Consider the following 21,087-nt stretch of genomic DNA (forward strand, 5'->3'; position numbering starts at 1 on the left):
CGGCGCCTGTAAACTGCCTCGCAGAGCGTGGCGCCGACCACCCCCGAATGAGGTAGAAATCCATGCGTGTCCTCCTGGTTGAAGACCATTTGCAACTGGCCGAAAGTGTCGCCCAGGCGCTCAAGAGCACGGGTCTGACCGTCGATGTGCTGCACGACGGAGTGGCCGCGGACCTGGCCTTGGGCAGTGAGGAATACGCCGCGGCGATCCTCGATGTGGGCTTGCCGCGCATGGACGGTTTCGAGGTGTTGGCGCGTTTGCGGGCGCGTGGGAAAAATCTGCCGGTGCTGATGCTGACAGCGCGCAGTGATGTGAAAGACCGTGTGCATGGCCTGAACCTGGGCGCCGACGATTACCTGGCCAAGCCGTTCGAGCTGACGGAACTGGAGGCGCGGGTCAAGGCGCTGTTGCGGCGCAGCGTGCTCGGCGGCGAGCGCCAGCAGGCGTGCGGCGTGCTGGTCTACGACCTCGACACCCGCCGCTTCACGGTCGGCGGCGAGCTGCTGACCCTCACGTCCCGCGAGCAAGCTGTGCTTGAAGCGCTGATCGCCCGCCCGGGCCGAGTGATGAGCAAGGAGCAACTGGCCGCCCAGGTGTTCGGCCTCGACGAAGAGGCCAGCCCGGATGCGATCGAAATCTACATACACCGCCTGCGCAAGAAACTCGACGGCCAGCCCATCGCCATCGTCACCTTCCGTGGCCTCGGCTACCTGCTGGAAGCGCGCGATGCATAAGCCCAGCAGTCTGCGCTGGCGGCTGCTGTGGAACCTCGCGCTGTTGCTGGTGCTGTTGATGGTCGCCAGCGGCATGAGCGCCTACTGGAACGGCCGCGAAGCCGCCGACACCGCCTATGACCGCACCTTGCTGGCCTCGGCACGCACGATTGCCGCCGGCCTGACCGAGGTCGACGGCAGCTTGAGCGCGAATGTGCCGTATGTGGCCCTGGACACCTTTGCCTACGACAGCGCTGGGCGGATTTATTACCAGGTCAATGACATCGACCAGAAGCTGATTTCCGGTTACGAAAACCTCCCCGGCCCGCCGCCTGGCACGCCGCGCACTGATGATTACCCGGCATTGGCACGGTTTTACAACGCTACGTACCAGGGCCAGGCCGTGCGCGTGGTGAGCCTGCTCAAGGCGGTTTCCGAACCGAACATGAACGGCATGGCGGAAATCCGCGTGGCCGAGACCGATGAAGCCCGCGTCAGCATGGCCCGCAGCCTGATGGCCGATACCTTGCTGCGCCTGGGCATGCTCGCCATCGGCGCGCTATTGCTGGTGTGGTTTGCCGTGAGCGCGGCGTTGCGCCCGCTGGAGCGCTTGCGCACGGCGGTGGAAGAGCGCCAGCCCGACGATCTGCGGCCGTTGCCGCTGGTCGAGGTGCAGCTCGAGTTCGGCCCGCTGGTGCGTTCCATCAACCATTTCACCGAACGCCTGCGGGGCCAGTTCGAGCGCCAGGCACAGTTTATCGCCGATGCGGCCCACGAACTGCGCACGCCGCTGGCCGCGCTCAAGGCGCGCCTGGAACTCGGCCTGCGCGCCGAAGACCCGGCCACCTGGCGCAGCACCCTGGAAACCGCCGCGCAAGGCACCGACCGCCTGACCCATCTGGCCAATCAATTGTTGTCCTTGGCGCGCATCGAAAACGGCGCACGGGCGATTGCCGAAGGCGGGGCGCAATTGCTCGACCTCAGCCAACTGGCCCGCGAACTGGGCATGGCCATGGCGCCGTTGGCCCATGCGCGTGGGGTCGCGCTGGCGCTGGAAGCCGACGAGCCGGTGTGGCTGCGCGGCGAACCGACGCTGCTCAACGAGCTGTTGAGTAACCTGGTGGATAACGCCCTGGCGCATACGCCGCCTGGCGGCAATGTGATCCTGCGCGTGACGGCACCGGCGGTGCTGGAAGTGGAAGATGATGGCCCAGGCATCCCGCTGGACGAGCGCGACCGCGTGTTCGAACGCTTCTATCGCCGCAGTCAGCAGGGCCTGGGCTCCGGTCTGGGCCTGGCGATTGTCGGCGAAATCTGTCGCGCGCATCTGGCCCAGATCAGTCTGCATGATGGTGAACCGACGGGCTTGAAAGTGCGCGTCAGTTTTGTCGCCGGTTGATCAGTAGAACATCGACCGCGCTTCATCCAGTTCCGCACGCACGCTGTCGCTGTAAAGGTCCAGGCGCAGTTTCTTGACTGCCGGCAGGTTGGTGATCGGTACATCCGCCAGTGGATGCGCGGTGCCGCGATGGCAATACAGCACGGCGACTTGCACCAGGTCGATATAGTCGAGGCTGGCGGAGTCGCGTTCCAGGTCCAGGTATTGGCCCGGAAGCTTGACCAGCATCTCCGGGAAGTCCCAGCCACGCAGGAGTTTGTCGCCGAGCATTGGGTGACTTTTCTCGATCATGTGGTTGAGGCTGACCGGGTCAGAGAGCAACTCGTAATGGTCTTCGGCATAGGTCAGGATCGGCAGCACACCGATCTGGTGCACCAGGCCTCCGAGCGCTGCCTGGTCCGGCTTGAGCTGGCTGTGGCTGCGGCACAGCGCGTAGCTGACGCCCGCCACTTCCAGGCTGCGGCGCCAGACGTCGCGCATTTTCTGTTCGATCACTTCGGAACGGGCGTGGAAGATCTGCTCCATCACCAGGCCGATCGCCAGGTTGCTGCTGTAGTTGGTGCCCAGCCGGGTGATGGCGGTGTGCAGGTCGGTGACTTCCTGCGTCGCCCGCAACAACGGGCTGTTGACCACTTTGATCAAGCGCGCCGACAGCGCGGTGTCGCGACCGATCACTTTGCTCAAGTGGCTGATGCCGATTTCCGGGTCTTCGGCGGCCTGACGAATGCTCAGGGCCACTTCCGGTAATGTCGGCAGAACCAGGTCATCGTTGTCGATGGCCGCAATCAAAGCCTGTTGGACTTTTTCCGCCAGCTCGTTCATTCATGCTCTCTAAGGTGTTGCAAAGGGGTGCGACGATCAGTGCTGGATCTCTCGATCACGATCCAATTGGTAGGGCAGGTCAAGTAGTTGCAAACCGGGACCTTCGAGGGTGCCTAAATGCACATCACCACTCTCGGCTGCTTCGGCTTGCAGAACCGCCAGAAGTTCCACCATTTGGTCAGCTTTTGCCGCGATCACCACTTCGCCGATCGAGCTGTTGTGGCTGGGAGAAAACAGCGGCGTGCCGGGCTCGGGCAATTCAGCGGCATTCAGGCTCAGGCGGTACAGGCGACGCTTGAGTTTGCCCAGGTATTGCATACGCGCGACGATTTCCTGGCCGGTGTAGCAGCCTTTCTTGAAACTGACGCCGCCCACGGCCTGCAGGTTGAGCATCTGCGGGATAAACAGCTCGCGGGTCTGCGGCATGACCTGGCCGATACCGGCGCGCACCTGGCCCAGCAGCCAGTCATTCAAGTCAGCCGTTTGCAACTGCGCGGCCAATTGGCTGCGCACAGCTTCGGCTTGCTCGGCGGGCGCCCAGAGTTCGACGCGACCAGGGGATACGCGGATGGCGATCAATTGTTCGCTGCGGACGACGCTGTCGGTCGCGGCCGGCAGTTCCAGGCCCAGGCTCGCCAGGGCATGATCCGCGTTCGCCAGGCCGAAACGTGCCCAGGCGGCGCTTTCGTCGGTGAGTTTGGATTTGGAGAACACCGCGTATTTCTTCAAGTCGGCCAGTTGCGGTTCCAGCAGCTCGGTGGCCATGGCCAAGAGCACGCCATCACCTTGCAGCAGGATGCGAAAGCTCGACTGCATGCGCCCTTTTTGCGTGCAGCGCGCGCCGAGGCTGGCCTGGGTGTCGCTCAGGTAGTTGAGGTTGCAGGTGAGTTGGCCCTGCAGGAACTTGGCAGCGTCGGCGCCGCGGACGGCGAGAACGCCTTCGTGGGTCAGTGGGCAGAAGAAAGCAGAGTCGGCCATGGGTCATCGCAGGTCAAAAAGTCTAGGTGCATCATAGAGGGGCGCCCGACAAATGGATAGTTTCTGTAGGGGGCGACCAAAGCCGACTGTTCCGCTGCCTTGGGGCCTGTATACTTGCAATCTATTTGAGGAGCGTTCCATGGTCGAAGATGTAGAACTCAATCGCCTCTACTGGCACAGCCGTCGCGGCATGCTTGAGCTGGACGTGTTGCTGGTGCCATTCGTCAGAGAGGTTTACTCGACCCTTAACGAGGTGGATCGCAAGTGTTACGTGCGCCTGCTGGAATGCGAAGACCAGGACATGTTCGGCTGGTTCATGGAACGCGCTGAATCGGAAGACCCGGAGCTGCAGCGCATGGTTCGGATGATCCTGGATCGTGTCCAGCCCAAGTAATCCCGCCTTCGAATGCCGCTGGCAGGCCTCGCGGCTGTTGCTGGCGGCCTATCTCCTGGCCCAGTCGTCCGCACTGGGTGCGCTGCTGCTTGTCGATTTGCCTTATTCAAGCCTTGGCCTGTTGCTGTGCCTGGCTCACGCCGCCTGGGTTATCCCGCGCCATATCCGGCTGACTCACCGTTCGTCGATTCGCGGCCTGCGCCGTGACGAAAGCGGGTGGCAGTTGTGGAGCGAAGCGCGCGGCTGGCACCGCGTGCAACTGCGTCCCGACAGCCTGGCGTTGCCGTTGATCGTGGTGCTGCGCTATCGGGTGCAGGGCGAATGGGCGGTGCGGTCGATCTGTGTGCCCAAGGATTCGCAGGCCGCCGATGTACACCGGCGCCTGCGGGTTCGCCTGAAGTTCAGTCGGCGTAGGTGGTTGGCACCAGAATAGTATCGCGGGCCTCGGGCAGCATCTGCGGGTAGTCGAGGGTGTAATGCAGGCCCCGGCTTTCCTTGCGCTCCATGGCCGAGCGGATCATTAGCTCCGCCACTTGGGCCAGGTTGCGCAATTCGATCAGGTCGCGGCTGACTTTGTAGTTGCTGTAGAACTCGTCGATCTCATCCAGCAACAGTCGCACGCGGTGTTGTGCGCGTTGCAGGCGTTTGTTGGTCCGCACGATCCCTACGTAGTCCCACATGAAACGTCGCAGTTCGTCCCAGTTGTGGGCGATGATCACGTCTTCGTCCGAATCGGTCACCTGGCTCGCGTCCCAGCGGGGCAGGGCGGCCGGGACGGGGATCTGCGGCAGTTGTTCAAGGATGTCTGCCGCCGCCGAACGCGCATAGACGAAACATTCGAGCAGCGAGTTGCTGGCCATGCGGTTGGCGCCGTGCAGACCGGTGAAGCTGGTTTCGCCGATCGCGTACAGGCCGGGCACGTCGGTGCGCCCGTGTTGGTCGACCATCACGCCGCCGCAGGTGTAGTGCGCGGCTGGCACCACCGGGATCGGGCCTTTGGTGATGTCGATGTTGAAGGCCAGGCAGCGCTCGTAGACCGTCGGGAAGTGAGTCTTGATGAACGCTTCGGGCTTGTGGCTGATGTCCAGGTAGACGCAGTCGATGCCCAGGCGCTTCATTTCATGGTCGATGGCGCGGGCGACGATATCGCGCGGGGCCAGTTCGGCGCGCGGGTCGAAGCGTTGCATGAAGCGCTCGCCATTCGGCAGTTTCAGGTGCGCGCCTTCGCCGCGCAGGGCTTCGGTGATCAGGAAGCTCTTGGCCAGCGGGTGATACAGGCAGGTGGGGTGGAACTGGTTGAATTCCAGGTTGGCCACCCGGCAGCCCGAGCGCCAGGCCATGGCGATGCCGTCGCCACAGGCACCGTCGGGGTTGCTGGTATAGAGGTAGACCTTGGCCGCGCCGCCCGAGGCGAGAATGGTGAAGCGCGCACCGTAGGTGTCGACTTCGCCGCTGTTGCGGTTGAGTACATAGGCGCCGAGGCAGCGCTCGCCCGACAGGCCCAGGCGTTTCTCGGTGATCAGGTCGACGGCGACCCGTTGCTCGAGCAGTTCGATGTTCGGGCGTTGGCGGGCTTGTTCGAGCAGGGTCCTGAAGATCGCGGCCCCGGTGGCGTCGGCGGCGTGGATGATGCGGCGATGGCTGTGCCCGCCTTCGCGGGTCAGGTGGAACTCGAAGCCGCCGTCATCGCTGCCGGCGTGATCGTCACGGGTAAACGGCACGCCCTGGTCGATCAGCCATTGAATGGCTTCGCGGCTATGTTCGACGGTAAAGCGCACCGCATCTTCGTGGCACAGGCCGCCGCCGGCGTTGAGGGTGTCTTCGACGTGGGACTGCACTGTGTCGGTGTCGTCCAGCACGGCGGCAACACCGCCCTGGGCCCAGAATGTCGAGCCATTGGCCAGGTCGCCTTTGCTCAGCACCGCAATGCGCAGGTGGCTGGGGAGGGTCAGCGCAAGGCTCAGGCCGGCTGCGCCGCTGCCGATCACCAGGACATCGTGTTGAAACTGTTGGCTCATTTGAAGGATTCCGCAAAAAGCGATCCACAGGGGCTGGCGCAAACAGGACGCCTGGATCGGCGAATCAAAGGGTCACACGGGCTACTAGTATATAGAGGGGGGGAGCGGCACAATAGCCGCGCATTCGTGGCAATGTGAAATTACGGTGCACGGCCAAGGTAAATGGACCGGTTATTGAAGTGGGAACTTTTTGCATAAGCCCCGACTCAATAGCAGGTTGCCCGAAAGCTGGGAAAACGTTGAGTTTATTGGCCCGTCGGGAGCAGTGGACGCGTCAGGAAACCGGCGACAAGATTATTCGCGCAGCCGGCATTGCCCGCGCTGCGTTTTTCGTGTGTGCCAAATCAGTGCATGCCGGAAACTTGCTTGGAGGGGAGAACTTTTGCGGAAAGTCCGAGTCTATGTTTGCAAGCCTGATCGTTCAGTTATGCAAGCCTCCTTCAAGTACAACGAGGAGTGTTCATGCTAACCCAGGAAGAGGATCAGCAGCTGGTCGAGCGCGTTCAACGCGGCGACAAGCGAGCTTTTGATCTGCTAGTGCTGAAATACCAGCACAAAATTCTCGGGTTGATCGTGCGGTTTGTGCACGACACCCATGAAGCGCAGGACGTTGCACAGGAAGCCTTTATCAAGGCATACCGTGCGCTGGGCAATTTCCGCGGTGACAGCGCGTTTTACACGTGGCTCTACCGCATCGCCATCAACACGGCGAAGAACTATCTGGTGTCTCGCGGACGCCGCCCACCAGATAGTGATGTCAGTTCGGAAGATGCAGAATTTTACGATGGTGATCACGGCCTCAAAGATCTCGAGTCGCCGGAGCGTGCATTGCTGCGCGACGAGATCGAAGGCACCGTTCATCGCACTATTCAGCAACTGCCAGAAGATTTACGGACGGCGTTAACTTTACGTGAATTCGATGGTCTGAGTTATGAAGACATTGCGAGCGTCATGCAGTGTCCGGTGGGGACTGTAAGGTCACGGATTTTCCGGGCCCGGGAAGCCATCGATAAAGCCTTGCAACCGTTGTTGCAGGAAAACTAAAGACAGCGGCGACAGCCAAGAGAGGAACCGCCATGAGTCGTGATGCCCTGCAGGAATCGCTGTCCGCAGTGATGGATAACGAAGCGGATGAACTGGAACTTCGTCGGGTGCTCAATGCATTCGGTGATGCCGAAACCCGTGATACCTGGTCTCGTTACCAAGTCGCTCGGGCGGTGATGCACAAGGATCTTCTAATCCCTCGTCTGGATATTGCTGCGGCCGTTTCTGCTGCACTGGCTGATGAAGCCGTTCCGGCAAAAGCTGCGCGGGGGCCATGGCGTAGCCTGGGTCGCCTGGCAGTGGCCGCTTCGGTGACTGTTGCCGTTCTGGCTGGTGTTCGCCTGTACAACCAGGACGAAATCGCCGGTGCCGAACTGGCCCAGCAGACTCAGCAACCGATCATGGCTGGCCCGCAAGTCAAGGGCCCCGCCGTACTGGCAGGCTATAAGGAAAGCTCCGACACTACCGGCCCGATGGCGAACGGTGTGCTTCAAGGGCAATCCGGCTGGCAGGATCAGCGTCTTCCAGGCTACCTGCGCCAACACGCACAGGAATCGGCCTTGAAAGGCACTGAAAGCGCTCTGCCTTATGCTCGCGCGGCAAGCCTGGAAAACCGTTGAACCGTTGAGGAGCACTATGCGCGCCATACCGCTCCTTACGCTTTTGCTCAGTGGTTGGTTTGCACTCCCCGCCCACGCCGATGATGCCCAAGACTGGTTGACTCGACTTGGGCGTGCTGAGCAACAGCAAAGCTTCCAAGGTACGTTCGTCTACGAGCGTAACGGCAATTTTTCTACCCACGACATCTGGCATCGTGTCCAGGACGGTCAGGTTCGCGAGCGGCTTTTGCAGCTCGACGGTTCGGCTCAGGAAGTCGTGCGGGTAGACGGTCGGACGCAATGCGTCAGCGGCACTCTTGTCGCCGGCCTCGGCAATTCGCGTGATGCCCCTTCACGTGCGCTTGATCCGCAAAAAATCGCGCAATTCTACGAACTGGCCGTCATCGGCAAATCTCGCGTGGCCGGTCGAAATGCGGTGATTGTGTCGATCACTCCGCGTGACCAATACCGCTATGGTTTTGAGTTGCACCTGGACCGCGAAACTGCGTTGCCCCTTAAATCCCTGCTGGTGAACGATCAGGGGCAGTTGCTGGAGCGTTTCCAGTTCACGCGATTGAACACCTCGGTCACGCCGGATGATCGCGACTTGCAACCCACTGGCGATTGCACGCCTATTGCAGTGGCCACGGCTAAAGCGCCCGAGGTGCAACCTGCCCAGGACTGGCATCTGGAATGGTTGCCGCCGGGTTTCCAGTTGACCAGCAGCAATGCGCGCAAAGACACCCAGACCAAAGCGACGGTCGACAGTCGGATGTATGAAGATGGGCTGGCACGGTTTTCGGTATTTCTTGAGCCGATCGGCGAATCCGGCGTTACTGAAACCCGTACCCAGTTGGGCCCGACGGTGGCGGTGTCGCGTCGGCTGAATACGGTGGATGGCGAAATGATGGTCACGGTAGTGGGCGAAATCCCCATGGGCACCGCCGAGCGCATCGCGCTGTCGGTGCGCGGTGAAAAAAAACCAGCCGCCAAGCCGTGAATCGTTAATCTTATGTTCATCCTGGCCTTTCACCCTACGTCCATGCGAGGTTGGCTGCCGAGCATCATGAAATGTCTGGTCCAGCATTTTCACTTGCAAAAATCTCTCATATTTTTTATAGGTCAGGGCTTGTCGGCGCTGACCATGTTTTGTTCGCGGAACGGAGATGTCGGTCACAGTTTCCGGCGTTTCCAGAACCCTGTCGCCCAACCCTGCTCGTCGTAACGGGAGCTGTATGTCGATACCACGCTTGAAGTCCTATTTATCCATAGTCGCCACATTGTTGGTGTTGGGTCAGGCCGTGCCCGCGCAAGCGGTCGAGCTGCCTGATTTCACCCAATTGGTCGAGCAGGCCTCGCCTGCCGTGGTGAACATCAGTACCACGCAAAAACTGCCCGAGCGCAAAGTCTCCAACCAGCAGATGCCGGACCTGGAAGGCCTGCCGCCGATGCTGCGCGAGTTCTTCGAGCGTGGCATGCCGCAACAACGCGCGCCCCGTGGTGGTGGCGGTGGCCAGCGTGAAGCGCAGTCCTTGGGCTCAGGCTTCATCATCTCGCCCGATGGCTACATCCTGACTAACAACCATGTGATTGCCGACGCTGACGAGATCCTCGTCCGTCTGGCTGACCGCAGCGAGTTGAAAGCCAAGCTGGTCGGCACCGACCCACGTTCCGACGTGGCGTTGCTGAAGATCGACGGCAAGGACCTGCCTGTGCTGAAACTGGGCAAGTCCCAGGACCTGAAGGCCGGGCAATGGGTCGTGGCGATCGGTTCGCCGTTTGGCTTTGACCACACCGTGACCCAAGGCATCGTCAGCGCCATCGGCCGCAGCCTGCCCAACGAAAACTACGTGCCGTTCATCCAGACCGACGTACCGATCAACCCGGGTAACTCCGGTGGCCCGCTGTTCAACCTGAATGGCGAGGTGGTCGGCATCAACTCGCAGATCTACACGCGCTCCGGTGGCTTCATGGGCGTGTCGTTCGCCATCCCGATCGACGTGGCCATGGACGTTTCCAACCAACTCAAAAGCGGCGGCAAAGTCAGCCGTGGCTGGTTGGGCGTGGTGATCCAGGAAGTGAACAAGGACCTGGCCGAGTCCTTCGGCCTCGACAAGCCGGCCGGTGCGCTGGTCGCTCAGATCCAGGACGACGGCCCGGCAGCCAAGGGCGGCCTGCAAGTCGGCGACGTGATTCTGAGCATGAACGGCCAGCCGATCGTCATGTCGGCAGACCTGCCGCATTTGGTGGGCGCGCTCAAGGCGGGCAGCAAAGCCAAGCTGGAAGTGATCCGTGAAGGCAAACGCCAGAACGTTGAACTGACCGTCGGCGCCATTCCGGAAGAAGGCGCGACCCTCGATGCCCTCGGTAGCGCCAAGCCGGGCGCCGAGCGCAGCAGCAATCGCCTGGGTATTGCCGTGGCCGAGCTGACGGACGAGCAGAAGAAGGCCTTCGACCTGAAAAGCGGCGTGGTGATCAAGGAAGTGCAGGACGGTCCTGCCGCGTTGATCGGCCTGCAGCCAGGCGATGTGATCACTCACCTGAACAATCAGGCCATCGACAGCACCAAGCAGTTCACCGACATCGCCAAGGCGCTGCCGAAGAACCGTTCGGTCTCGATGCGCGTCCTGCGTCAGGGCCGTGCCAGCTTCATTACCTTCAAGTTGGCTGAGTAACACCTGCGCATAAAAAAGCCCCGCCTTCGTTTAACGAGGGCGGGGCTTTTTTGTGGGCGGTGGGTTTAGCCCATCATTCCTTTCACCAAGCGTTCCTGTTCGATCAGCTCACGCTGGCGTGCGTCGATACGTGACGACAGTGGGAAGTTGCTGCCGGCACGGCGCTTGGCGAAGTCCAGTTGTTGAATGGCTTGCTGGAAGTCGCCGACCAGGGCGAAGTACTCGGCGCGCGCCTGGTGCAGGCCGATGATATTGCCGGACAAGCCGCGCGTTTCGGCGACTTGGTACCACACGTCCGGATCGTCCGGGCGCGACTTGAGCAAACCGTCCAGGGCCTTTTCCGCATCGGCGGTGCGGTTCTGTTTGAGTAAAAGGTCCACTCGCACCTGGTTCAGCGGATAGTTGCCGGGGTACTGGGTGAGCATCCGGTCAGTGCGTTGCTGGGCATCCGGCAAGCGGTTGTTGGTGATGTCCAGTTCGATCTGCGCCAGGTTGTAGGTAATGTCGTTGGGCGACTTGGCCAACAGCGGGGCCAGGTTTTCCCGGGCTTCCTTGAGCTTGGTCCCCTTGATTTGGGCGATGGCCAGGCCATAGCGCGCCACGTCGCTTTTCGGGTTTTCGTCCAGTTGGGCCTGGAAGCGCTTGGCGGCGAGGCCTGGCGTGTCTTCGTATTTCAGCTGCACCCGTGCGCGAATCAATTGATAACGCAGGCTGTCTTCGGTGCCGCCGAGCTTGGCCTGTTCGGCGCGGTTGCGGGTGTCGGCGATGCGCGATTCGGTCACCGGGTGAGTCAGCAGGAATTCCGGCGGCTTGGCGTCGAAGCGGTATTGACGCATCAGGCGCTCGAACATGGTCGGCATGGAGCGTGGGTCGTAACCGGCTTTCTCCAGGTTGAGGATGCCGATGCGGTCGGCTTCTTGTTCATTCTGGCGCGAGAACCGCCGTTGTTCCTGGATCGCCGCGGCCTGGGTGCCGGCAATTGCAGCAATGCCGGCGTCGCCCGCACCGGCTGCGGCGGCAATGATGCCGCCGAGCATCGCGGCCATCATCGGGATCTGCATGCGCTGTTGCGCTTCGACGCCGCGCGCGAAGTGGCGTTGGGACAAGTGAGCCAATTCGTGGGCCAGCACCGAGGCGTATTCACCTTCGGTCTGAGCGTTGAGGAACAGCCCGCCGTTGACCCCGACGATACCGCCAGGTGCGGCAAAGGCGTTGAGCTGCGGGCTGTCGATCAGGATGAATTCCAGGCGGCGGTCATTGACCTGGCTGGTCTCCACCAGTTTGTACACGCTGGTTTCGACGTAATCCTTGAGCTGCGGATCGTTGAGCTGCGCGACCTGGCCGCGTAAGTAGGCAAGCCAGGCGCGACCCAGTTGGTATTCCTGTTGCGGCGAGACAATGGCTGAGCTGGCGTCGCCAAGTGACGGCAGGTCGTCGGCAAAGGCCGGGGAGGCCAGCAGGCAGGCCAGCGTCAGCAGGGTGGGGCGCAAAAAAGTCATGCACAGAGCCTTTCGACAAAGAGCTTACTGTAGCCGGACACTGAGCGTCGGACCAGATATTCTAAGCAACCTGAACGCTTGCCCGGAGTAAAACCATGACCGACGCTGTAGCCTTTGATGCCGAACTCGATGCCAGCGGCCTCAATTGCCCGTTGCCTTTGCTCAAGGCCAAACTCGAACTCAATCGATTGGCCAGCGGCGCGGTGCTCAAAGTCATCGCCACGGATGCCGGTTCCCAGCGTGATTTCCGCACCTTTGCCAGGCTGGCCGGTCATACCCTGGTGCATGAAGAAGACGCCGCCGGTGTCTACCGTTATTGGTTGCGCAAGGCCTGAAGCGTCCGCTTCCCACCACCCGAGGTTGATTGATGTTCAAAGTGTTACGAGACTGGATTCAGCGCTACTTCTCCGACGAGGAAGCCGTGGTGCTGGCGGTCCTGCTGTTCCTGGCCTTTACCGCCGTCCTCACCCTGGGCGGCATGCTCGCTCCGGTGCTGGCGGGGATGGTGCTGGCCTACCTGATGCAGGGGTTGGTCACCACCCTGGAGCGTCTGCGCTTACCGGGCGCGGCGGCAGTGGGGCTGGTATTTGCTTTGTTCATGGGGCTGTTGCTGGTATTTATCGTGGTGGTCGTGCCACTGCTGTGGCACCAGTTGATCACCCTGTTCAATGAGTTGCCCGGCATGCTCGCCAAATGGCAGTCTCTATTGCTGCTGTTGCCGGAGCGCTACCCGCATCTGGTGTCGGATGAGCAGGTATTGCAAGCCATCGAAGTGGCACGCGGCGAGATCGGAAAGTTCGGGCAGTGGGCGGTGACCTTTTCCCTGTCCAGCCTGCCGTTGCTGGTCAACATCATGATCTACCTGGTGCTGGTGCCGATCCTGGTGTTTTTCTTCCTCAAGGACCGCGCGATGATCGGCCGCTGGGTAAGTGGCTATCTGCCGCGTGAGCGTGCGCTGATCACCCGGGTGGCCGAGGAGATGAACCGGCAGATCGCCAACTACATTCGCGGCAAGGTGATCGAGATCATCATCTGTGGCGGCGTGACCTACATCGCCTTTATTGCCCTGGACCTGAACTACGCGGCGCTGCTGGCATTGTTGGTGGGCATTTCAGTGGTGGTGCCGTATGTCGGCGCGGTGGTGGTGACGGTGCCGGTCACGTTGATCGCCTTGTTCCAGTGGGGCTGGAGCGACCAGTTTATCTACCTGATGGCGGTGTACGGCATCATCCAGACCCTGGACGGCAACGTACTGGTGCCGCTGCTGTTCTCGGAGGCGGTCAACCTGCATCCGGTGGCGATCATCTGCGCGGTATTGTTGTTCGGCGGGTTGTGGGGGTTCTGGGGCGTGTTCTTTGCGATCCCTCTGGCGACGCTGTTCAAGGCGGTGCTGGATGCATGGCCGCGGCAGGAACCGGTGGTGGCGCCCTTACTCTGAAGCGAGGGGAGGGCGCGTGCGCCCTCTCCCGATGATGCTCACGCGTTATGCAAAGCCTGGGCGGCCGCCAGCACGGCGTCCACATGCCCTGGCACTTTCACGCCACGCCATTCCTGGCGCAGCACGCCATCCTTGTCGATCAGGAAGGTGCTGCGATCCACGCCCAGGTATTCCTTGCCATACAGCTTCTTCAGCTTGATCACGTCAAACAGCTGGCAAACCGCTTCGTCCTTGTCGCTGATCAGCTCGAACGGGAATTCCTGCTTACCCTTGAAGTTCTCATGGGACTTCACGCTGTCGCGCGACACGCCAAACACTTCGGTGTTGGCTGCCTTGAACGCCGCGTACTGGTCACGGAAACCCTGGCCTTCGGTGGTGCAACCCGGGGTGCTGTCCTTCGGGTAGAAGTAGATCACCACTTGCTTGCCCTTGAGGGCAGCGAGGCTGAAGGTCTGGCCGCTGGTGGCCTGGGCTTCGAAATCGGCTACGGGTTTGTCGATGACTACCGCCATGGGGGCTTCCTTACATTGGGTTCTGTGGGCGCCACGGCTCGATCAATGCGTCGAGGTTCAGGGCATCGGCGAAGTCGAGGAACTGGTCGCGCAGCCAACTGATCTGCACGCCGGCCGGCAAGGTCACGGTAAACGTGGCGTTGAGCATGGTGCCGCCGGTTTGCGGTGCCTGGTAGGTGTCGCAGGTGAGGTTTTCTAGCTCGACGTTATGGTCGATGAAAAACTGGCACAGCTCGTTGACGATGTCCGAGCGGTAGGCCGAACTGACATACGCCACATAAGGCAGGGCCTGCGGGCGGTTTTCCAGCGCGGCACTGCGTACCACATTGACGGTGAAGTCGTGCTTCTTGGCCAGGCCCGGCAGGCCGGTCTCCAGGCGTGCCAGGGCGTCCCAGGTGCCGGAAATCTGCAGCACCAGCGCACTGCACTCGCCATGGCGGGTGAGACGGGAGGTGACGACGGCGCAGCGGTTTTCATGGCTGGCGCGGCACAGGACGTTGGTCAGCTCCATGGGGTTGGCGCCGAGGGCACTGATAACAAGGAATTGTTCGCGAACTGTGGGGGTGGACATGCAGCCTTCCTAAAACGATGAGCGGTCGATACGGTGAGGGCTGTATCGATCAAAGCATGAAGGGTAGCGAAAAGCGTCGCCAAGGGATAGGAGGTGGCGTTTTCATTGCGTGATCGGCGGGTTTTTACCCCGTCTCGGCCCGCACTTTCGCGCAATGATGGCAATGCCCGTCGTTTAGTTGCGCCAGAACGCATCCTCAGGCGGTACTTCGCTTGTACAAGCATCTTGGCGCCAGTACCATTACGGCTCTCTTTTTCCGGCAGGAGCGGTTGCATGATTGCGGGCAGTATGGTGGCACTGGTCACACCCATGGATGCACAAGGTCGTCTCGACTGGGATAGCCTGGGCAAACTGGTGGACTTCCACCTGCAAGAGGGCACCAACGCCATTGTGGCGGTCGGCACCACAGGTGAGTCGGCCACTCTCGACGTGGAAGAACACATCCAGGTCATCGAGTTCGTGGTCAAGCGTGTCGCGGGCCGTATCGCCGTGATCGCCGGTACGGGCGCCAACTCGACGCGTGAAGCGATCGAGCTGACCAGGAACGCCAAGAAAGCCGGCGCCGACGCCTGCCTGCTGGTGACCCCGTACTACAACAAGCCGACCCAGGAAGGCCTGTACCAGCACTTCCGCACCATTGCCGAAGCGGTCGATATCCCGCAGATCCTCTATAACGTGCCAGGTCGCACCGCGTGCGACATGAAGGCCGAGACCGTGATCCGCCTGTCCACCGTGCCGAACATCATCGGTATCAAGGAAGCCACCGGCGACCTGCAGCGCGCCAAGGACATCCTGGCAGGCGTGAGCAGCGACTTCCTGGTGTATTCCGGCGACGATGCCACTGCTGTCGAGCTGATCCTGCTGGGCGGCAAGGGCAACATCTCGGTGACCGCCAACGTGGCCCCGCGTGCCATGAGCGACATGTGCGCCGCCGCCCTCGCCGGCGATGCCGTGACCGCGCGTGCGATTCACGAAAAACTGATGCCGCTCAACAAGACACTGTTTATCGAATCCAACCCTATTCCCGTGAAATGGGCGCTGTTCGAGATGGGCATGATGCCGGACGGTATCCGTCTGCCGCTCACCCGCCTCAGCGAAGCCTGTCACGAACCGCTGCGACAGGCCCTGCGCCAGTCCGGCGTCCTGGTTTAATTGAGGAAGCACTACGCATGAAGCGATTGGCCGGACTTTCCGCACTTGCCTTGATTATCTCCAGCACCAGCGGCTGCGGTTGGATCTGGGGCCCGGAAGGCTACTTCCGTGACCGCGGCAGCGATTACCTGGAAGCACAAGCAACCAAACCGATGCAATTGCCGCCGGACGTCAACGTCGCCAAGCGCCTTGACCCGTTGCTGCCGATTCCGCGCAATGTCGCCGACGACACTGCCAAGGGTGAGTACGTGGTGCCGCGTCCACAGCCGATCTCGGCCGTGGCGAATACCAGCGACTACAGCCTGCAGAAGAGCGGCGATTCGCGTTGGATCGTGGCACAGCGCCCACCTGCCGAAGTCTGGCCGGTGGCGGTGCAGTTCTTCCAGGACAATGGCTTTCGCATCGACGAGCAGCGCCCGCAGACCGGTGAGTTCACCACGGCGTGGCAGCAGGGCAGCGAGCTGTCCGCCAGCATGGCCAAGCGTTTGCAGTCCGGCGGTATCGCCGCTGACAGCGAAGCCCGTGTACGTGTACGCATCGAGCCTGGCGTGCAGCGCAATACCAGTGAAGTCTATGTGGTCAGCGCCGAGCGTCCTGCCGGCAGCACATCCAACGTCGAGTTCACCAACCGCTCGGTCAACACCGGCGTCGACGCCGCACTGGTCGACGAGATGCTGGCCAGCATGAGCCGTATTTCCGAGAAGGGCGGTTCGATCTCCCTGCTCGCCGCACGCGATTACGATACCCCGAGCCGCGTCAGCCTCACCGAAGACGGCAGCGGCAACGTGGTGCTGAACCTGGGTGAAGATCTGGACCGTGCCTGGGCCAGTGTCGGTCGCGCGTTGGAACAAGGCCCTTGGCGTGTTGAAGACATCAACCGCAGCCTGGGCCTGTACTACATCAACGTGGCGGAAAAAGCCGAGAAGAAAGACGCCGAGCCAGGTTTCTTCAGCAAATTGTTCGGCAGCGCGCCGACCAAGGAAGAGATCGAAACCCGCGCCGAGCGTTATCAGATTCGTTTGAGCAAGGTTGGCGACAGCGTGCAAGTCACCGTCGAGAAGAACATCAACACCGTTGCGCCAGCTGAAACAGCGCGCAAAGTGTTGGGCGTGATTCAGGACAACCTGGGCTGATCCGATGCGTTTTGCCGTTCTCGGCAGCGGTAGCCAAGGGAACGGCACGCTGGTCGCTCAAGACGACACGTATGTGCTGGTGGATTGTGGTTTCTCGTTAAGGGAAACCGAGCGGCGCCTGCTGCGCCTGGGGGTTCACCCCTCGCAGCTGAGCGCGATTCTGGTGACCCACGAACATGCCGACCATGTGCATGGCGTGGGTTTGCTGTCTCGGCGCTACAATCTTCCGGTGTACCTGAGTCGCGGCACCTTGCGCGGGATGCGCAAACCCATTGAACCCGCAGGCTTCCTGGCCGGTGGCGAGCAGTTGCAGATCGGTGCCTTGAGCATCGATGTGATTGCCGTGGCGCATGACGCCCAGGAGCCGACGCAGTATGTATTCAGTGGCGGCGAGCGACGTTTCGGCGTACTCACCGACCTGGGCTCCTACTGCGCCAAGGTGCTGGACGGTTACCGGGATCTCGATGCATTGATGATCGAGTCCAACCACTGCCGAGACCTGTTGGCTCGCGGTCATTACCCGTACTTTCTCAAGCAACGGGTGGGCGGCGAACTCGGGCATTTGAACAACCACCAGGCGGCGTACCTGGTGTATGAGTTGGGCTGGCAAGACCTGCAACACCTGGTCCTGGCCCACCTGAGCAGCAAGAACAACCTGCCGCAGCTGGCCCGGCAATGTTTTGTCGATACCCTTGGGTGCGACCCGGACTGGCTGCAACTGGCCGATCAAGATTCAGGGCTCGACTGGCGACACATCGCCTAGCCCACCTCACTCAAAGCGGAGCCCATCATGGAAAAACGTGAAGAACTCTACCGCGGCAAAGCCAAGTCGGTATACAAGACCGACGACGCCAACCGCCTGATCCTGCTGTTTCGCAACGACACTTCGGCGTTCGACGGCAAGCGCATCGAACAACTGGATCGCAAGGGCATGGTGAACAACAAGTTCAACGCCTTCATCATGCAGAAACTCGAAGCGGCCGGCATTCCGACCCAATTCGATAAACTGCTGAGCGACAACGAGTGCCTGGTCAAGAAGCTGGACATGATCCCGGTCGAATGCGTCGTGCGTAACTACGCCGCCGGCAGCCTGGTCAAGCGCCTGGGCGTGGAGGAGGGCCTCAAGCTCAACCCTTACACGTTCGAGCTGTTCCTGAAGGACGACGCCAAGGGCGACCCGTTCATCAACGAATCTCACGTCGTGGCGTTCGGCTGGGGCACCGCCGAGCAACTGGCGCGCATGAAGGAACTGTCCCTCAAGGTCAACGACGTGCTGAGCAAGCTGTTCGACGACGCCGGCCTCTTGCTGGTCGACTTCAAGCTTGAATTCGGCGTGTTCCACGACGGCTCCATCGTCCTGGGCGACGAATTCAGCCCGGACGGCTGCCGCCTGTGGGACAAGGACACCAAGAAGAAGATGGACAAGGACCGCTTCCGCCAAGGCCTCGGTGATGTGATCGAAGCCTACGAAGAAGTCGCCAAGCGCCTCGGCGTACCGCTGTAATCGACGCAAGCATCTGATAGCACGGAAAAAAATCGCTTCGGCGCTTTGCTTTCCAGAGACAGGCTGTTATGATGCGCGCCGTTGGAGAGATGCCAGAGTGGCCGAATGGGACGGATTCGAAATCCGTTGTACCTTCACCGGTACCTAGGGTTCGAATCCCTATCTCTCCGCCATTATTGAATACGACTAAGCCCCTGAAATGGTTGAACATTTCAGGGGCTTTTTCGTTGTTGGGGTTTGGTTTAGGGCAATTCTCAAGGCTCGCCCAGCAGCCTTCCATCACTCATAAGGATTTGGTGATGCGATACCCGCTACCGCGCCTTGTTGCGCGGCTCTCCCACCGCTGCCTACTCAAGCAATGTGGTGGCCTCCGTAGAAGGCACAGCAGGCGTTATTCAGTACGCCGAAGCGCGCACGTACCTGCAGCTTTTGGATCGGGGTGAAAAAACCATGAACTCCCCCCGAAAGCGAATATCACTTCGAGCTGAAAGATGCTTACTTTGTTCGAGTCCGTGTTGATGCTGCCAAACGCGCACCGATTCTCTTTCGAATGTCTTGCCAAAACTGGGGGGGGGGCCCCGTGGTACGCCGGGCTCAAGGGATCTACTCGTGGGAGTTGGTCCCGATCACATGGCACGCGAGGTGGAAGCCGCATTGGCCTGGTTGCAACATCAAGGTGAGTAGGGCCAGCGGTTAGCCAAATTGGCGAGCTTGCGCTATCTACCGGAACGGGAGCTGTCCGTTGCTGAGCAGATGCGGCAGCTGGGACTGGAGCCATCGGCGGATAGGACTTATCGCAACTGGGTCCAGCGACTGCATGATCGAATGATTGCTGAGTTATCGAGACGCTCTGAGAGACGCGGTACTTGACCATCTGTCAGGACAGTTTGCGCCGATAGTGCGTCAAAGTTTTATCACTGTGTCGTTGCGGAAAAACACTTGAAACGCCTACTTTGTAGATTTTCTGTTAGAGAGTAAAAAGATCTCAGGTTGGTTGCTGCATCCCCGCATAGGACGGATCCCCATCGCTATCGAGTTATAAAGGTTGGACGAGTGATGTCATATTTTGTTGAGGTTGACCAAATAAGAGAGCGCCTTTAGATCCTTCGGGATCTCAGTCGCTGTAAATAGTTTTGCAGGTTCAAAGCTAATGAAACCCAATGCTTCTTTGATGACCTGACTTTTGTCTCCTGCTAGTAAAGCACTGGCCAACGAAAAAGTGCTTTCGATGTTAAGGCTGATGTTGAAGCTGGAAGCAACTCTTCGTAGTAGGCCTTTCGTAGCTGAGGCATTGACGTTGGTTATGGATTTTTTGAGGTTTGCTATTGCTGTCACTAAACCTCTCTCGGTGTCTGGCTGAGAAAGAATCAGTTGGTAGATGTCGTCTAGATGATTTCGAAATTCTAATAGTTCATCTTTTCTCTTGTCTTTGTAGTTTAATATGTCGTCGAAAGATGATTCTGGGCTTGGAATCGGTAGGCATTCATAAATTTTTATTTCGATCCCTGGGTTCTTCGTAAGCTGGTTCTCGCTCGGAGAGAGCTTGTGATTCGCCAGGCTCCACTGCCCAGGTTGGACACTATGGCGTATCTTCAGGGCATTTTCGATTAGGTTTAGTTTTGTGTGCTTTGGCTGAAATGTAGAGCCCTCGTCGTGCAGCGTGTGCTCTAAGATCCCAGCGCTCTCGAGAAATTTATCGTCAGGTGTTGATTCAAAACCTATTCTGGTAGTTTTTGGGATGTCAATTTTGTCAAAGTAAAGTAAGTATTTTTTAAAGGTGTCAGGGTGAATGGTTCCTAAGTAGCTAATATTTTTATGTGCGTCGAGATCTAGTGAGGGTGCTATAACTATCCCTCTCATGTTGTTTTCAATAGTCATGTTGTGTGTACTTTATAAGTTGGGTCTGATTTTAAGTTAAGTTATCAGGGGTTGCTGATTGAGTCTAGTGAAGGCTTTTAAAAGTTCTAATTGATAACGTTTCGCACGCATCAAATTTCCCCGGCGATGAGCGAGAGTAAACCCAGGCTCTATAGCTACCACTGGCAAAATACTCGACTCGGCTGGCTCCGGGATCATCCACTTTGTGCTGAATGCTCTCGTCGCGGTCGCACCGGCGCCGCAGTGATCGTGGACCCTTTGATCCCCACCACGGCGACGTACATCTCTTCTGTGGCCGCGACGGCTTCTCCACAACCCGATCATGGCGGGTGTCTGACTGCAAAATTTTTTTATGATTTCAGTTTGGCGTTTCTGAGTGTGGGGGAGTATCAGGACACGGCAAACAGATGAAACGCACTTGTGTGAGTCCCACCGTGGGACTAGGATCATTCTATGAGAATCATCGCGATCAGCCAGCTCAAGACTTTTTGGCAGAAATATCCGGATTCAGAGCAATCCCTCCTTGCCTGGATTGACGAGGTCAAGAAAGCGAACTGGCAGACGCCCGCAGACATCAAAGGCCAATTTCGCCATGCGAGCGTTCTCAAGAGCCGCCGGGTCGTGTTCAACATCAAGGGCAATGACTACCGGCTAGTGGTCGCTGTGGCCTACCGCTACAGCGCTCTCTATATCAAATTTGTCGGCACACATAAGCAGTACGACGCCGTTGACGCAGATACTGTTGAAATGGAGTAACC

At 59.8% G+C, this 21,087-nt stretch carries 22 protein-coding genes and 1 tRNA gene; 16 read left to right on the forward strand and 7 right to left on the reverse strand.

The features are described 5' to 3' along the window. Window positions 1–62 precede the first annotated feature (62 nt). The gene (gene tctD, locus JN756_RS07965) at window positions 63–734 is read left to right on the forward strand and encodes a two-component system response regulator TctD (protein ID WP_017844905.1); all 672 of its coding nucleotides are present in this window, start codon (window positions 63–65) and stop codon (window positions 732–734) included. Continuing rightward, window positions 727–2,112: a two-component system sensor histidine kinase TctE gene (tctE, locus tag JN756_RS07970; RefSeq protein ID WP_017844906.1), complete on the forward strand. Its 1,386-nt coding sequence runs from the start codon at window positions 727–729 to the stop codon at window positions 2,110–2,112. Before tctD ends, tctE begins: the two co-directional genes overlap by 8 nt. Here tctE and JN756_RS07975 read toward each other — a convergent pair whose 3' ends face one another. Then, entirely contained in the window at window positions 2,113–2,934 is an 822-nt protein-coding gene (locus JN756_RS07975) for an HDOD domain-containing protein (RefSeq protein ID WP_017844907.1), read from the reverse strand. Window positions 2,935–2,970: 36 nt separating this feature from the next. Further along, window positions 2,971–3,912, reverse strand: a complete 942-nt coding sequence (ygfZ, locus tag JN756_RS07980) for a CAF17-like 4Fe-4S cluster assembly/insertion protein YgfZ (RefSeq protein ID WP_108524273.1) — start codon at window positions 3,910–3,912, stop codon at window positions 2,971–2,973. Between the two features lie 139 nt (window positions 3,913–4,051). Here ygfZ and JN756_RS07985 point away from each other — a divergent pair, with 139 nt between their 5' ends. Together JN756_RS07985 and JN756_RS07990 are read left to right on the forward strand one after the other, a co-directional pair. Then, on the forward strand, window positions 4,052–4,306 hold the full coding sequence (locus JN756_RS07985; protein ID WP_057004969.1) for an FAD assembly factor SdhE: 255 nt from the start codon (window positions 4,052–4,054) through the stop codon (window positions 4,304–4,306). Beyond that, window positions 4,290–4,739, forward strand: coding sequence for a protein YgfX (locus JN756_RS07990; RefSeq protein ID WP_017844909.1), 450 nt, complete (start codon window positions 4,290–4,292; stop codon window positions 4,737–4,739). Before JN756_RS07985 ends, JN756_RS07990 begins: the two co-directional genes overlap by 17 nt. Here the strand turns inward: JN756_RS07990 and nadB are convergent. Continuing rightward, window positions 4,708–6,324: an L-aspartate oxidase gene (gene nadB, locus JN756_RS07995; protein WP_017844910.1), complete on the reverse strand. Its 1,617-nt coding sequence runs from the start codon at window positions 6,322–6,324 to the stop codon at window positions 4,708–4,710. The genes JN756_RS07990 and nadB overlap by 32 nt on opposite strands. Window positions 6,325–6,786: 462 nt before the next feature. Here nadB and rpoE point away from each other — a divergent pair, with 462 nt between their 5' ends. The 4 genes from rpoE to JN756_RS08015 all read left to right on the forward strand — a co-directional run bounded on the left by rpoE (window position 6,787) and on the right by JN756_RS08015 (window position 10,642). Next, a complete protein-coding gene (gene rpoE, locus JN756_RS08000; protein WP_003172477.1) occupies window positions 6,787–7,368 on the forward strand; it encodes an RNA polymerase sigma factor RpoE/AlgU in 582 nt (193 codons plus the stop codon). A 32-nt stretch (window positions 7,369–7,400) separates the two neighbouring features. Next, a complete protein-coding gene (locus JN756_RS08005) occupies window positions 7,401–7,988 on the forward strand; it encodes a sigma-E factor negative regulatory protein (RefSeq protein WP_046384370.1) in 588 nt (195 codons plus the stop codon). 16 nt (window positions 7,989–8,004) lie between these two features. Continuing rightward, window positions 8,005–8,967 carry a MucB/RseB C-terminal domain-containing protein gene (locus tag JN756_RS08010; protein WP_046384369.1) on the forward strand — a complete coding sequence of 321 codons (963 nt, stop codon included), beginning with the start codon at window positions 8,005–8,007 and terminating at the stop codon, window positions 8,965–8,967. A 235-nt stretch (window positions 8,968–9,202) separates the two neighbouring features. Continuing rightward, entirely contained in the window at window positions 9,203–10,642 is a 1,440-nt protein-coding gene (locus JN756_RS08015; RefSeq protein ID WP_057004970.1) for a DegQ family serine endoprotease, read from the forward strand. A gap of 65 nt (window positions 10,643–10,707) precedes the next feature. Here JN756_RS08015 and JN756_RS08020 read toward each other — a convergent pair whose 3' ends face one another. Continuing rightward, window positions 10,708–12,141: a M48 family metalloprotease gene (locus JN756_RS08020; RefSeq protein WP_057004971.1), complete on the reverse strand. Its 1,434-nt coding sequence runs from the start codon at window positions 12,139–12,141 to the stop codon at window positions 10,708–10,710. Window positions 12,142–12,236: 95 nt separating this feature from the next. On the opposite strand from JN756_RS08020, the gene JN756_RS08025 reads away from it, so the two are divergent. Further along, window positions 12,237–12,476: a sulfurtransferase TusA family protein gene (locus JN756_RS08025; protein WP_017844915.1), complete on the forward strand. Its 240-nt coding sequence runs from the start codon at window positions 12,237–12,239 to the stop codon at window positions 12,474–12,476. Between the two features lie 32 nt (window positions 12,477–12,508). Continuing rightward, window positions 12,509–13,579 carry an AI-2E family transporter gene (locus tag JN756_RS08030; RefSeq protein WP_017844916.1) on the forward strand — a complete coding sequence of 357 codons (1,071 nt, stop codon included), beginning with the start codon at window positions 12,509–12,511 and terminating at the stop codon, window positions 13,577–13,579. Between the two features lie 38 nt (window positions 13,580–13,617). Here JN756_RS08030 and JN756_RS08035 read toward each other — a convergent pair whose 3' ends face one another. After that, the gene (locus JN756_RS08035; RefSeq protein ID WP_046384366.1) at window positions 13,618–14,091 is read right to left on the reverse strand and encodes a peroxiredoxin; all 474 of its coding nucleotides are present in this window, start codon (window positions 14,089–14,091) and stop codon (window positions 13,618–13,620) included. 10 nt (window positions 14,092–14,101) lie between these two features. Beyond that, complete coding sequence (locus tag JN756_RS08040; RefSeq protein WP_003172487.1) at window positions 14,102–14,662, reverse strand: glycine cleavage system transcriptional repressor; 561 nt, start codon at window positions 14,660–14,662, stop codon at window positions 14,102–14,104. 273 nt (window positions 14,663–14,935) lie between these two features. Here JN756_RS08040 and dapA point away from each other — a divergent pair, with 273 nt between their 5' ends. The 5 genes from dapA (at window position 14,936) to JN756_RS08065 (ending at window position 18,624) form a co-directional block, all read left to right on the forward strand. Next, window positions 14,936–15,814, forward strand: coding sequence for a 4-hydroxy-tetrahydrodipicolinate synthase (dapA, locus tag JN756_RS08045; protein ID WP_017844918.1), 879 nt, complete (start codon window positions 14,936–14,938; stop codon window positions 15,812–15,814). 17 nt (window positions 15,815–15,831) lie between these two features. Then, window positions 15,832–16,947 carry an NlpB/DapX family lipoprotein gene (gene bamC, locus JN756_RS08050; RefSeq protein WP_046384365.1) on the forward strand — a complete coding sequence of 372 codons (1,116 nt, stop codon included), beginning with the start codon at window positions 15,832–15,834 and terminating at the stop codon, window positions 16,945–16,947. Between the two features lie 4 nt (window positions 16,948–16,951). Continuing rightward, window positions 16,952–17,710 (forward strand): MBL fold metallo-hydrolase, encoded by a 759-nt coding sequence (locus JN756_RS08055; RefSeq protein ID WP_017844920.1) that lies wholly within the window; start codon window positions 16,952–16,954, stop codon window positions 17,708–17,710. 27 nt (window positions 17,711–17,737) lie between these two features. After that, window positions 17,738–18,451: a phosphoribosylaminoimidazolesuccinocarboxamide synthase gene (purC, locus tag JN756_RS08060; RefSeq protein WP_017844921.1), complete on the forward strand. Its 714-nt coding sequence runs from the start codon at window positions 17,738–17,740 to the stop codon at window positions 18,449–18,451. A gap of 83 nt (window positions 18,452–18,534) precedes the next feature. Next, window positions 18,535–18,624, forward strand: a tRNA-Ser gene (locus JN756_RS08065). Window positions 18,625–19,510: 886 nt separating this feature from the next. On the opposite strand, the gene JN756_RS08070 is transcribed toward JN756_RS08065, so the two are convergent. Continuing rightward, window positions 19,511–20,329 carry a DUF6236 family protein gene (locus tag JN756_RS08070; RefSeq protein ID WP_169865059.1) on the reverse strand — a complete coding sequence of 273 codons (819 nt, stop codon included), beginning with the start codon at window positions 20,327–20,329 and terminating at the stop codon, window positions 19,511–19,513. A gap of 453 nt (window positions 20,330–20,782) precedes the next feature. On the opposite strand from JN756_RS08070, the gene JN756_RS08075 reads away from it, so the two are divergent. After that, entirely contained in the window at window positions 20,783–21,085 is a 303-nt protein-coding gene (locus JN756_RS08075; protein WP_046384363.1) for a type II toxin-antitoxin system HigB family toxin, read from the forward strand. The last annotated feature ends 2 nt before the right edge of the window (window positions 21,086–21,087 follow it).

It is taken from the genome of Pseudomonas sp. Y39-6, from assembly GCF_023651955.1.
GTDB classification, from domain to species: Bacteria; Pseudomonadota; Gammaproteobacteria; order Pseudomonadales; family Pseudomonadaceae; genus Aquipseudomonas; species Aquipseudomonas veronii.

Excerpts from the sequence above, each read along its gene's own strand:
- purC (WP_017844921.1), top strand. The coding sequence starts at position 17,738 with ATGGAAAAACGTGAAGAACTCTACCGCGGCAAAGCCAAGTCGGTATAC.
- JN756_RS08025 (WP_017844915.1), top strand. The coding sequence starts at position 12,237 with ATGACCGACGCTGTAGCCTTTGATGCCGAACTCGATGCCAGCGGCCTC.
- JN756_RS08030 (WP_017844916.1), top strand. The coding sequence starts at position 12,509 with ATGTTCAAAGTGTTACGAGACTGGATTCAGCGCTACTTCTCCGACGAG.
- tctE (WP_017844906.1), top strand. The coding sequence starts at position 727 with ATGCATAAGCCCAGCAGTCTGCGCTGGCGGCTGCTGTGGAACCTCGCG.
- JN756_RS07975 (WP_017844907.1), bottom strand. The coding sequence starts at position 2,934 with ATGAACGAGCTGGCGGAAAAAGTCCAACAGGCTTTGATTGCGGCCATC.
- JN756_RS08010 (WP_046384369.1), top strand. The coding sequence starts at position 8,005 with ATGCGCGCCATACCGCTCCTTACGCTTTTGCTCAGTGGTTGGTTTGCA.
- dapA (WP_017844918.1), top strand. The coding sequence starts at position 14,936 with ATGATTGCGGGCAGTATGGTGGCACTGGTCACACCCATGGATGCACAA.
- JN756_RS07985 (WP_057004969.1), top strand. The coding sequence starts at position 4,052 with ATGGTCGAAGATGTAGAACTCAATCGCCTCTACTGGCACAGCCGTCGC.
- JN756_RS08055 (WP_017844920.1), top strand. The coding sequence starts at position 16,952 with ATGCGTTTTGCCGTTCTCGGCAGCGGTAGCCAAGGGAACGGCACGCTG.
- JN756_RS08005 (WP_046384370.1), top strand. The coding sequence starts at position 7,401 with ATGAGTCGTGATGCCCTGCAGGAATCGCTGTCCGCAGTGATGGATAAC.
- JN756_RS08070 (WP_169865059.1), bottom strand. The coding sequence starts at position 20,329 with ATGACTATTGAAAACAACATGAGAGGGATAGTTATAGCACCCTCACTA.
- bamC (WP_046384365.1), top strand. The coding sequence starts at position 15,832 with ATGAAGCGATTGGCCGGACTTTCCGCACTTGCCTTGATTATCTCCAGC.
- rpoE (WP_003172477.1), top strand. The coding sequence starts at position 6,787 with ATGCTAACCCAGGAAGAGGATCAGCAGCTGGTCGAGCGCGTTCAACGC.
- JN756_RS08035 (WP_046384366.1), bottom strand. The coding sequence starts at position 14,091 with ATGGCGGTAGTCATCGACAAACCCGTAGCCGATTTCGAAGCCCAGGCC.
- tctD (WP_017844905.1), top strand. The coding sequence starts at position 63 with ATGCGTGTCCTCCTGGTTGAAGACCATTTGCAACTGGCCGAAAGTGTC.
- JN756_RS08075 (WP_046384363.1), top strand. The coding sequence starts at position 20,783 with ATGAGAATCATCGCGATCAGCCAGCTCAAGACTTTTTGGCAGAAATAT.
- JN756_RS08015 (WP_057004970.1), top strand. The coding sequence starts at position 9,203 with ATGTCGATACCACGCTTGAAGTCCTATTTATCCATAGTCGCCACATTG.
- JN756_RS08020 (WP_057004971.1), bottom strand. The coding sequence starts at position 12,141 with ATGACTTTTTTGCGCCCCACCCTGCTGACGCTGGCCTGCCTGCTGGCC.
- JN756_RS08040 (WP_003172487.1), bottom strand. The coding sequence starts at position 14,662 with ATGTCCACCCCCACAGTTCGCGAACAATTCCTTGTTATCAGTGCCCTC.
- nadB (WP_017844910.1), bottom strand. The coding sequence starts at position 6,324 with ATGAGCCAACAGTTTCAACACGATGTCCTGGTGATCGGCAGCGGCGCA.
- ygfZ (WP_108524273.1), bottom strand. The coding sequence starts at position 3,912 with ATGGCCGACTCTGCTTTCTTCTGCCCACTGACCCACGAAGGCGTTCTC.